The following is an 11,684-nucleotide window of genomic DNA, read 5'->3' on the forward strand; positions in this document are numbered from 1 at the left end:
GGTCAGACCTCGCGGCGCAGTTCGCGTCCGGCGGCGAAGCGGCCGAGAGCGCCGGTGCCGGCGAGAGCGCGGACGAGCAGCCAGCCGACGACGCCGGCGAGGACGGCGCCGGAGACGACGAGGGTGCCCAGGTAGATGGCGTTGAACTCCGCGGTCTTCAGGATGTTCGGGGAGCTGCCGTAGAACAGCTCGAACACCCAGGCCGCCACGGCGGCGCCCACGCCCGCGAGCATCGCGACCGGCAGGCCGAAGCGGCGGTAGAGGAACGCGGCGAAGACCAGCTCCGCGCCGAGCCCCTGGACGAGGCCGGAGAGCACGGTGGAGACGCCCCACACGTTGCCGATCAGCATGGAGACGATCGCCGCGACGAGCTCGACCAGCAGTGCGGCGCCGGGCTTGCGGATCACCAGCCCGCCGACGACCCCGCCGAGCAGCCAGATGCCCACGGCGATGCCGCCGAGGCCGGGGGTCAGGCCGTCGGCGGCCGTGAACCAGGCGTAGCCGATCGTGTTCCACACCCAGAACACCAGGCCGATCGCGACGCCGAGCACGCTGGCCACGACGATGTCGACGACGCGCCAGGTGTACGTGCGCGGCGTGGTCGCGGACGCGGATGCGGACGGGGATGCGTTCATCAGATCTCCTCCCTGCGCTGGCATGATCCAGATCAGGTTCGACGGTCGAAGCGCGGTTCGCTTCCTCTCAGCCCGGCTCGCCGGACTCCCGTGGTTGTGACCCCGATCATAACCGGATTCGGTAGCGTATGCAGGTGACCGCCGACGACCGCCCTCCGCGACCTGCGCTGCGCCGCGATCTGCGCGCGCGTGCGGCGGAGACGCCGACGTCGGCCCCCGAGCCCTCTCCCGCTGCGGCATCCGCTCGCTCCGAGCCGACCCCGGTGGCGTGGGCGGATGCCGAGCGCCCGCCGACCGCACTGACCTGGCTCGACCCGAGTGCGGTGGCCGAGACGTCTCCGACGCCGGTGTTCGACGCGGGGGCATCTGCGGGCGCAGGCGCGGACCTGCTCAGTGGTGCCCGGCTGCGGCCGGACTGGCTGCGGCCCCGCGTGCTGGTCCCGCTCGGCGTGATGCTGGGGGTGTGTGCAGCCTACGCCGGCACGACCCTGCTCTGGCCGTTGCACGAGGTGGCGCCGGTCGTGTCGCCGGTGGCGCTCGAACTGCCGCCGGCACCGCCGGCCGTCGTGACCTGGCCCGAAGCCGGCAGCGCCGCGGTGGCGGTCGAGGGGCTGGACACCGTCGCCTCCACGGCGGAGCCAGCCGAGATCGCGAGCATCACGAAGGTCGCCTCCGTGATGATGGTGCTCGATCGCCTGCCGCTCGCCCCGGGTGAGCAGGGTCCGGAGTTCTCCTTCGACTACGGCGACTCCGTCGAGTACTGGGACTACCGCCGGTCCGATCAGTCGGCCCTGGACGTGCCGGTGGACGGCACGCTCACCGAGTACCAGATGCTGCAGGGCATCCTGCTGGGCTCCGCGAACAACTACATCGACCGGCTGTCGGACGAGCTGTGGGGGTCGGACCGCGACTTCGCCCGCGCGGCCGAGACCTGGCTGCGAGCGCACGGCATCGACGGCGTCTCGCTGGTCACCCCGTCCGGATTCGACGAGCGCAACGTGGCGACGCCGGAGGGCCTGATCGAACTCGCCGAGGTGGCGATGCGCCACCCGGTGTTCGCCGAGATCGTCGGCACCAGGACCGCCGAGATCCCCGGCGCCGGCACCGTGACGAACGGCAACGGCATGCTCGAGGACCCGGCCGTCGTCGGCATCAAGACTGGCACGCTCACCTGGTGGAACCTGCTCACCGCGAAAGACGTCGAGGTCGACGGCACCACGGTGCGGCTGTACGCCGCCGTGCTCGGGCAGCCCGACGACGAGTCCCGGCTCGCGGTCACCCGGCAGCTGCTCGCCGAGGTCGAGAAGAGCCTCGCCGAGCAGGAGGCGACGGTGCCTGCCGGCACCGTGGTCGGGCGGGTCTCGACCGCGTGGGGCGAGGCCGTCGAGATCGTGACGGATGCCGACGCCGAGGTCGTGCTCTGGAACGGTGCGACGCCGACCGCCGCCACGGCCTTCGAGCTCGGTGACCGGACAGCCGACGGCGCCGAGGTCGGCCGTCTCACCGTGGAAGGGCCGCTGAACGAGGCGTCGACGAGCGTGTCGCTGGATGCGGAGCTCGAGGGCCCCAGCATCTGGTGGCGGCTGACGCACCCCCTCGAGCTGTTCGGTCTCGACCAGGGCTGACCCGGCGAGGTCAGGCGCGCTCGGAGTCGAGCTCGGCCTCCTCCGCGTCGCCGGTGACGACGACCGGGTCGGAACCGGTCAACGCCTCCTCGGCGTCCAGATCGGTCGCGGCCTGCTCGAACTGCGACTGGTACAGGCGCCAGTAGGCGCCCTGCCGGGCGATCAGCTCGTCGTGGGTGCCCTTCTCGACGATGTCGCCGTGCTCCATCACCAGGATGAGGTCGGCGTCGCGGATCGTGGACAGGCGGTGCGCGATGACGAACGAGGTGCGGCCCTGTCGCAGCGCCGCCATGGCGTGCTGCAGCAGCAGCTCGGTGCGCGTGTCGACGGCGCTGGTCGCCTCGTCCAGGATGAGGATCGACGGGCGGGCGAGGAACGCGCGGGCGATGGTGATGAGCTGACGCTCACCCGCCGACACGTTCGACGCGTCCTCGTCCAGCACGGTGTCGTACCCGTCCGGCAGCGAGTGCACGAACCGGTCGACGTAGGTCGCCTTGGCCGCGGCCATCAGCTCCTCGTCGGTCGCGCTCTCCTTGCCGTAGCGGATGTTGTCGCGGATCGTCCCGGCGAACAGCCACGGGTCCTGCAGCACCATGCCGGTGCGCGAGCGCAGATCGTCGCGGCTCATCTCGGAGATGTCCTGTCCGTCCAGCAGGATGCGGCCGGAGTCCAGTTCGTAGAACCGCATGATGAGGTTCACCAGCGTGGTCTTGCCCGCGCCCGTCGGCCCGACGATCGCGACGGTCTGCCCCGGCTCCACCCGGAACGACAGGTCCCGGATCAGCGGGCGGTCGGGCGAGTACGAGAACGCCACGTTCTGGAACTCGATGACGCCCTCGCCGTCGGCCACGGTGGGCGCGTCCTCGGCATCCGGCTCCTGCTCCTCCTGGTCGAGCAGCTCGAACACGCGCTCCGCCGAGGCGGTGCCCGACTGCACGACCGCGGCCATGCCGCCCAGCTCGCTGAGCGGCTGGGTGAACTGCTGCGAGTACTGGATGAACGCCTGCACATCGCCGAGCCGCAGGTTGCCGCCGGCGACCATGAGGCCGCCGAGCACCGCGATGCCGACGTAGGTCAGGCTGCCGACGAACATCATCGCCGGCATGATGATGCCGGACAGGAACTGCGCCTTGAAGCTGGCCTGGAACAGCTCCTCGTTCTCCACCTGGAACCTCTCCAGCGCGTCCTTCTCGCGACCGAACACCTTCACCAGGGCGTGACCGGAGAACGCTTCCTCCACGCGGGCGTTGAGGCGTCCGACCTTGCGCCACTGGGTGCCGAAGGCCTTCTGCGACCGCGGGCCGATGATGCCGAAGATCACGCCCATCAGCGGCAGTGCCACCAGGGCGACCAGCGCCAGCTGCCAGGAGATCGAGAACATCATCACCAGCACGCCGATCACGGTGAGCGCCGAGGTCAGCGCTCCCGACAGCGACTGCTGCATCGTCTGCGTGATGTTGTCGATGTCGTTCGTGACCCGCGAGATCAGCTCGCCCCGCTGCACCTTGTCGAAGTAGGACAGCGGCAGGCGGTTGATCTTCGCCTCGACCTGCTCACGCAGGCGCCACATGGTGCGCACCATGATGACGTTGATCACGTAGCCCTGGATCCAGCTCAGCAGCGCCGAGACGACGTAGATCGCCAGCACGGCGACGATGATCCACCGCAGCCGCTCGAAGTCGACACCGGTGCCGACCGAGAAGTTCTGCATCGCCGCGACCATGTTGGCGAAGTCGTCCTGACCCGCCTGGCGCAGCGCGGCGACCACGTCCTCCTGGCTCATCCCCTGCGGGAAGCCGGGGAAGTCGCCGAAGCCGGTGCCGAGGACGTGCGAGACGAACCCCTCGTAGACGATGTTCGTCGCCTCGCCGAGCACCTTGGGCGCGGCGACCGCGAGCACGACGCCGATGGCGCCGAGGATCGACACCAGCACGAACCAGACGGCCGAGGGCTTGAGCAGCCCGATCATCCGGGCGAAGCTCTTGCCGAAGTTGTCGGCCTTGCCCGGTGCGACGCTGTCCCAGCCGCCGCCGTCCAGGCGCGCCTTCTCGGCGAGCTCCGCCTCGTACTGCTCCTGCGGAGTCAGTTCGGTGTTCATGCGTCCACCCCCAGCTGCGATTCGACGATCTCGCGGTAGGTCGTGCTCGACGCGAGCAGTTCGTCGTGGGTTCCGGAGCCGACCATGGTGCCGTCCTCCAGGACGACGATGCGATCGGCATCCGTGATCGTCGACACGCGCTGCGCCACGACGATCTTGGTGACCTCGGGCAGCTCACGCCAGAGGGCCTGGCGCAGCCGGGCATCCGTCGTGAGGTCGAGAGCCGAGAAGGAGTCGTCGAAGACGAGGATCTGCGGCCGGTGCACGATCGCACGCGCGATCGCGAGCCGCTGACGCTGCCCGCCGGAGACGTTCGTGCCGCCCTGCGCGATCCGCGAGTTCAGGCCGTCCGGCATCGCCTCGACGAAGTCGCGGGCCTGCGCGATCTCGAGCGCCTTCCACAGCTCCTCGTCGGTGGCCTCCTCGCGGCCGTAGCGGAGGTTGGATGCCACGGTGCCGGTGAACAGGAAGGGGCGCTGCGGCACGAGGCCGATGCTCCGCCACAGGGCGTCGACGTCGGCCCGGCGCACGTCCACGCCGCCGACCGCCACCGAACCGCCGGTGACGTCGAACAGGCGCGGGATGAGCGACACCAGCGTGGTCTTGCCCGAGCCGGTCGAGCCGATGATCGCCACGGTCTCGCCCGGTTCGGCGCGGAAGGTGATGCCCGACAGCACCGGCGCCTCGGCACCCGGGTAGGTGAACTCGACGTCGGTGAAGGCGACGCTCCCCGGCGCGGGGAACTCCTCCACGCCGTCGACCGGGCGCACCATGCTCGACTCGGAGTCGAGGACCTCGCCCACGCGCTCCGCGGACACCGCCGCGCGCGGGATCATCATGGCCATGAAGCTGGACATGATGACGCCCATCATGATCTGGCCGATGTACTGCATGAAGGCGAACAGGGTGCCGACCTCGACGCTGCCGGCGTCGACCTCGATGCCGCCGAACCAGATCACCGCGACGACCGTGACGTTCAGGATCAGCATGAACAGCGGGAACAGCAGCACGAACAACGAGCCGACGTTGCGCCCGACGATCATGATGTCGGTGTTCGCCCCGCGGAACCGCTCCTCCTCGATGCGCTCGCGCACGAAGGCGCGGACGACCCGCACGCCGGTGAGCTGCTCGCGCATGATGCGGTTGACCGCGTCGAGCTTGCCCTGGTAGCTGCGGAAGAGCGGCACCATGCGGCCGATGATGATGCCGGCGACGATGAGCAGCGCGGGCACCGAGACGGCGATCAGCCAGCTCAGGCCGACGTTCGTCTGCACCGCCATGATGATGCCGCCGATCGCGAGGAGCGGGGCCGTGACGAACATCGTCGCGCCCATCATCGCGAGCATCTGCACCTGCTGCACGTCGTTCGTGTTGCGGGTGATCAGCGAGCCGGCGCCGAACTGCGACACCTCTCGCTCGGAGAATCCGCTGACGCGCTGGAACACGTCCGCGCGGATGTCACGGCCGGCGGCCATCGCCGCCCGGGCCGCGAAGAAGGTCGCGATCACCGAGGCGATGATCTGGCCGAGCGAGATGGCGAGCATCAGCAGGCCGTGCGACCAGATGTAGCCGGTGTCGGCGCGCGCCACGCCGTTGTCGATGATGTCGGCGTTCAGCCGGGGCAGGTACAGCGAGGCCATCGCGCTGGCGAACTGGAACACCAGGACGCCGAGCAGCAGCCATCGGTATTTCGAGAGATATCGGACGAGGAGTTTTCCCAGCACAGGCGGACTTCCTTTTGGGATGGAATCAGGGCCGACGGTGGGCCATCAGACAGCGTGCCACGAACCTCCGACATCCGTATCCCCCTGAAGGATGACCTTCGCTGACAACGAAACCTTCCCCGGTCAGCGCCCATTTTCTGGACTGGATCGAACAACTCGCCGCGTCCCCGCATAGACTCGCAGGAGGTCACGGCGAGGGGAACGGATGCACGAGGACGAAGCGGCCGCGGCGGCCGTGATGCTGGTCTGCGACTACTCGCTGAAGTACCTCGGCGGGGCGCAGACCGCCTTCATCCGGCAGGCCCAGGCGCTGGCCGGCGAGGGGCATCCGGTGGTGGTCGTGGCGCCGGATGCCGACGCGATCGTCTCCGACGAGGCCGCGCAGGAGCCGGCGACCCCCGCCCCGCATCCGGAGTCGAGGATCGTCACGGTGTCGCCGCCGCGTCGCGGGACGATCCCCGTGCTCGACCTGCCGCTGCTGGGCCGCGCGCGCGACGTCGAGCCGCTGCTGGCGGCAACCGCCCGGCGGCACCGCGTCACCGTGATCGTCGTGCATTCGGAGTTCGCCCTCGCCGCCGCCGCGATCGCGGTGGGTCGGAGGCTGGGCATCCCGGTGCTGCACACGGTGCACACCTTCTTCTGGCGCGCCCCCGGATTCCTCGCCCCCTTCGCTCCGCTCGTCACCCGCGTGCACCGGGCGCTCACCGGGATCGGCGAGGGCGGACGCTTCACCGGCAGTCATCCGCTGAACAACGCCCTGCGCACGATGACGCTGCGGGTGGCGGAGCGCGCGGATGTCGTGCTGTCGCCGTCTCGCCACCAGGCCGAGGCGCTGCGCGCGGCCGGGGCGGGCCGGGTCGAGGCGTTCTCGAACGTCTCGCAGCCGCTGCGCTCCGTCGGCCCCGCGCCGGGCGAGGGCCCGCTGCGCCTGCTGTGGGTGGCCCGGTTCGCACCGGAGAAGCGCATCGACGTGGCGCTGGACGCGATGCGACTCCTGCACGACGAGCTCGGCCCCGGGCGCGTGCACCTCGACGTCGCCGGGGGCACGCGCCGCCCGGCGCCCGGGGTCACCTTCCACGGGCCGGTTCCGCCCGAGCGCGTGAGCGAGCTGATGACCGCTGCGGATGCCGCCCTGATCACCTCGCTCGGCTTCGACAATCAGCCGATGGTGGCGCTGGAGGCCTTCTCGCACGGCCGGCCCGTGATCGTCAGCGACCCCGTGCTCGCGACGGAGTTCGGCGACGCCGCGATCGGCACGCCGGGAACGGATGCCCGGGCTCTCGCCGACGAGATCCTGCTGCTCGAGGCCGACCGCTCACTGCTCGACGCGCCGCGCGCCGCCGCCCTCGCGTACGCGCGGGAGCGGCAGCCGGATGCCCACGTCGCGAGGCTTCTGGAGATCGCCGCGTCGGTCGCGGAGCGTCCCGGGAACTGAGCGCGGGGCATCCGCACCCCCACCGGCGGGAAGATCCCGCATCCCCGGCGCCCTCCTGCGGTGCGAGAACCTCCCGGCGGCGTGGCAGTCACCCGGCTCATGGGCCGCCGGGAGAATCCGGCATCCGCCACACCTCTCCGAGCTGCGCGAATCTCCCCGCGGCGATGCGAACCGGCCGACGCGAACGGGCCGCCGGGCTCAGCGCACGGCGGAGAACAGCGCCGGCTCGGGGACGTACTCGCGGGCCGGGGCCCCGGCGTCCGGGGCGAGCTCGGCGATGGACGCGGGCTGCCACTTCGGCTGCCGGTCCTTGTCGACCAGCTGCGCGCGGATGCCCTCGACGAGGTCCGGATGATGGTGGACGAACCAGATCACGCGCCGGTACTCGCCCTCCAGCGCCTCGCGCACCCCGCTCATCGCCCGCGCCTCGCGCACGGCGTCGAGGGTGACCGCGAGACCGGTGGGGGCGAGCTCGCGCAGTGTCGCCGCCGCGGCGGCGGCATCCGGCTCCTCCCGCGCGTCGAGGCGGTCGAGGATCTCTGCGACGCTGTCGGCGGCGAACGCGTCGTCCACCCAGCTGCGGGCGGCGATCAGCGATGAGGGCTCCGGCGTCTCGTCGAACAGCAGCACCAGCTCGTTCGGCGTGCCCGGGTCCGCACGGTGCGCGAGCGCGTCGCGCAGCGCGTCGAGGCGGTCCGAGGGGACGTAGTGGTCCGCGAAGCCGGCGTAGATGGCATCCGCGGCGTTCATCGACGTGCCGGTGAGCCCCAGGTACTCGCCGAGGCGGCCAGGGGCGCGGCCGAGCAGCCAGGTGCCGCCGACGTCGGGCGTGAATCCGATGCGCGTCTCCGGCATCGCCAGCCGCGAGCGCTCGGTGACGATGCGCACCGCGGCGTGGCCGGCAAGCCCGATGCCGCCGCCCATGGTGATCCCGTCGGCGAAGGCGACGACCGGCTTCGGGTACTCGGCGATCATCGCGTTCATCGCGTACTCGGCGCGGAAGAACGCCTCCGTGAGCTCTGTCCGCCCGCCGACGATCTGGTCGTAGAGGGCGCGCACGTCGCCCCCGGCGCACAGGCCCCGCTCGCCCTCGCCGTCGATCAGCACGCACTGGATGTCGCTGTCGTCGCGCCAGTCCTGGAGCGCGGTCGTGATCCGTTCGATCATCTCCGGGTCGAGGGCGTTGATCGCGCGTGGGCGGTTCAGCGTGATCCGGCCGAGCGAGTGCTCGGTGCGGACGAGGACGGTGGGTTCGGCGGAGTCGGTCACGTCCGCCAGGGTACTCCGGGGGCGTGCGACCGGCCGGAAATGGGCGAAACCGTGGGATTTCCGCAAAGATAGGAGGAACTGCCCAGATCAGAGAGGTCGCACATGCCCGAAGGACAGGTGCTCGAGTTCACCCGGGTCACGAAGCGCTTCGGCGCCGTGACGGCGGTGTCCGACTTCTCGGCCCGCGTCGAGCCCGGCGCGGTCACGGGCTTTCTCGGACCCAACGGGGCCGGCAAGACGACCTCGCTGCGGATGCTGCTCGGCCAGATCCGCCCCACCTCCGGCACCGTCACGATCGGCGGCGTTCCGTACGCCGAGCTGCGGCATCCGCTCCGCACCATCGGCGCGGTCCTCGAGGACACGATGTATCGTCCCCGCCGCACCGCCGCGCGCCAGCTGACGATCGCGGCGAAGGCCAACGGCATCCCGGCCTCGCGCGTCGACGAGGTGCTGCGCATGGTCGGCCTGCAGGACGACGCCGACACCCGCATCGGCGGGTTCTCCCTCGGCATGCGTCAGCGGCTCACCGTGGCGACGGCGCTGCTGGGCGATCCGGGCGCGCTGGTGCTCGACGAGCCCGCGAACGGGCTCGACCCCGAGGGGATCCGCTGGATGCGCCTCCTCATGCGCCGGCTCGCCGACGAGGGACGCACGGTGCTGGTCTCCTCGCACGTGCTCAGCGAGATCGAGCAGGTCGCCGACGACGTCGTGGTGCTCTCGAAGGGGCGTGCGGTGTACGCCGGCAGCATCGACGACCTCGTCGACCCGACCACCGGTTCGGTGATCGTCGACGCCGAGGATCGCCAGGGTCTCACCGCCGCGCTGCGGGCGGCCGGCTTGCAGTACGACGTGCTGCGCTCGGGTCTTACGGTGCGGGGTTCGGATGCCGCCGCCGTGGGCGCCGTCGCCGCTGCCGCGGGCATCGCCTTGACGACCCTGCAGCAGCGCGGGCCGAGCCTCGAGGAGGTCTTCCTCGACCTCGTCTACGGTCGCCGCACGGAGAGCCCGGCCCTGAACGAGGTCGCGAACCCGGTGGCGCACGCGCCGTACGAGGGTGCGGATGCCGCGGGCGCCGCGGCCGCGGCGACGTTCGACGCCGGCGCTGCTCCCGACGTCGACGAGACCGAGGCACGCGACGCGGATGCCGGCGCGGCAGTGGACGAGGCGTCGACCGCTGCGGTCTCCGGTGAGACCGCAGCCGGCGAGCACGAGGCACCGGCGGTCGCCGGAGAGCATGCGGAGGGCGACGCGGGCGAGCCCGCGGATGCCGAGGTCTCGTCCACCGGGGACGCGGAGGGCGAAGAAGGCGCCGCCGCCCCGGATGAGCAGACCGAAGCCGCTCCCGCGGACGCGACCGAGGCGGCGGCGACCGAGGACCAGCACACCGACGCCGAGCATCCCGACACCGAGCAGGCCGAGGCCGAGCAGGCCGAGGCCGAGCACGCCGACACCGAGCATCCCGACGCCGAGCACACCGACACCGAGCATCCCGACACCGAGCAGGCCGAGGCCGCATCCGACCACGGCGAAGCCTCCCCCGAGGCGACCGATGCGGAGGAGGCGGAAGGTTCCGCGGTCCACGAGTTCCAGGGCACGACGGACGCCGAAGGGGCCGAGGACGCGAACGACGACGGCTCCGACTTCCTGGCGGCTCTCAGCACCGTGCGCATCGAGCACGAGGACGATGCCCAGGGCGAGCGTGACGGCGACGAGCGCGGCGAGTCCGAACACGATGACCGGACCGGCGCGATCGAGCTCCCGCCCACGGGCCTGTGGGGCGACAGCCCGACCGAACCCGAGCCGAAGGAGAAGGACACCCCCGGCGTCCTGCCCCTGGCGACCATGTCGGTCTCGTTGCCGCCGCAGAGCGATCGGCAGAGCTTCACTGAGCTCATCACCGGCATCCCCTCGACGCTCGACGGCGACCGGTCCGCGGACGACACCCGCGACGGCGAGGAGCCGCCCGCCGAGACCTCGGGCATCGAGGTGCTCTCCTCCCTGCTCGGCGCGCACGACGAGGACGAGGACGAGGTCGTGGACGACCAGGATGACCCGCGCCTCACCGCGATGCGCACCTCGCTCTCCGACGCCGCCCGCCGCTTCTTCGAGGGCCCCGCCCCCGACTACCCCTATGGCGAGGCCCCGCGACCGGACGCTGCGGAAGCTCACGACGAGGCTCCGGCCGACGAGGCTCCGGCCGACGAGGCTCCGGCCGACGACGCGACGCGCGCGATCGACACCGTGGAGCCGACGGATGCCGGGGACGACACCCGCACCGACGAGGCCGGCGACCACCACTACGACGGCGACCACGCCGGCGACCACCACGAGGGCGACCACCACGGCTGATCGACGGATCCGCCGACCCCGGCGCGCCCCTCAGGCGGGCCGCGGACGGATCACCGGGCGCCGGCGCCCCGATGCCGTGGGCACCGGCCCGGTGGCGGCGATGTCCGCCACATCCGCCGGCTCGTCGCTGACCTCGAGCCGCAGCGCCTGCGTGAGGGCGAGGCCGTGTCGCGTGGTGAGGATGAGTCGCTGGTACTGCTCGTCGCCGACGAGGTCGATCACCACGCTCGGCTTGCGCCGGCGGATGAGCACGAAGTCGGTCGTCCCCGCGGCCTTCCAGGTGCCCGCCGCCAGAACCCCGGGGATGTGCGTGCCGGGGCCCGGCACACCGCGCAGCCACGTCCAGGCGTCGTCGGTGAGCTGCACCTTGGTGATGTGCTCGCGCGCGACGGTCAGGTTCCCGCGATGGAAAGTGGTCGCTCGCTCGATCGGCGACAGCACGATCTGGAGCTGCGTCTGATCCAGCAACAGCGTCACCATGGCATCCAGTCTGCCAGCGCTGTCCTGCGAGATGTCTGCGACTTGCTCACAGACCCGCAACGATCCCCT

8 protein-coding genes and 1 riboswitch are annotated in these 11,684 nt (G+C 71.3%); of the genes, 3 read left to right on the top strand and 5 right to left on the bottom strand.

The window, feature by feature from the left end; genetic code table 11:
* Positions 1–2: 2 nt before the first annotated feature.
* Positions 3–635: an ECF transporter S component gene (locus JSY13_RS11520; protein ID WP_259606796.1), complete on the bottom strand. Its 633-nt coding sequence runs from the start codon at positions 633–635 to the stop codon at positions 3–5.
* A riboswitch (TPP riboswitch) is annotated at positions 628–737 on the bottom strand. It overlaps the preceding gene by 8 nt.
* A gap of 32 nt (positions 738–769) precedes the next feature.
* Here JSY13_RS11520 and JSY13_RS11525 point away from each other — a divergent pair.
* Entirely contained in the window at positions 770–2,260 is a 1,491-nt protein-coding gene (locus JSY13_RS11525) for a D-alanyl-D-alanine carboxypeptidase (protein ID WP_259606797.1), read from the top strand.
* Between the two features lie 10 nt (positions 2,261–2,270).
* Here the strand turns inward: JSY13_RS11525 and JSY13_RS11530 are convergent, their stop codons facing one another.
* Together JSY13_RS11530 and JSY13_RS11535 are read right to left on the bottom strand one after the other, a co-directional pair.
* Entirely contained in the window at positions 2,271–4,358 is a 2,088-nt protein-coding gene (locus JSY13_RS11530; RefSeq protein WP_259606798.1) for an ABC transporter ATP-binding protein, read from the bottom strand.
* The gene (locus tag JSY13_RS11535; protein ID WP_259606799.1) at positions 4,355–6,082 is read right to left on the bottom strand and encodes an ABC transporter ATP-binding protein; all 1,728 of its coding nucleotides are present in this window, start codon (positions 6,080–6,082) and stop codon (positions 4,355–4,357) included. Before JSY13_RS11535 ends, JSY13_RS11530 begins: the two co-directional genes overlap by 4 nt.
* A 205-nt stretch (positions 6,083–6,287) precedes the next feature.
* On the opposite strand from JSY13_RS11535, the gene JSY13_RS11540 reads away from it, so the two are divergent.
* Positions 6,288–7,517, top strand: a complete 1,230-nt coding sequence (locus tag JSY13_RS11540; protein WP_259606800.1) for a glycosyltransferase family 4 protein — start codon at positions 6,288–6,290, stop codon at positions 7,515–7,517.
* 198 nt (positions 7,518–7,715) lie between these two features.
* Here the strand turns inward: JSY13_RS11540 and JSY13_RS11545 are convergent, their stop codons facing one another.
* A complete protein-coding gene (locus JSY13_RS11545; RefSeq protein WP_259606801.1) occupies positions 7,716–8,786 on the bottom strand; it encodes an enoyl-CoA hydratase/isomerase family protein in 1,071 nt (356 codons plus the stop codon).
* Positions 8,787–8,888: 102 nt separating this feature from the next.
* Between JSY13_RS11545 and JSY13_RS11550 the strand changes: the two genes are divergently transcribed.
* Complete coding sequence (locus JSY13_RS11550; protein ID WP_259606802.1) at positions 8,889–11,135, top strand: ATP-binding cassette domain-containing protein; 2,247 nt, start codon at positions 8,889–8,891, stop codon at positions 11,133–11,135.
* Positions 11,136–11,165: 30 nt separating this feature from the next.
* On the opposite strand, the gene JSY13_RS11555 is transcribed toward JSY13_RS11550, so the two are convergent.
* On the bottom strand, positions 11,166–11,615 hold the full coding sequence (locus JSY13_RS11555; protein WP_259606803.1) for a hypothetical protein: 450 nt from the start codon (positions 11,613–11,615) through the stop codon (positions 11,166–11,168).
* Positions 11,616–11,684: the final 69 nt, after the last annotated feature.

It is taken from the genome of Microbacterium neungamense, assembly GCF_024971095.1.
Classification (GTDB): domain Bacteria; phylum Actinomycetota; class Actinomycetes; order Actinomycetales; family Microbacteriaceae; genus Microbacterium; species Microbacterium neungamense.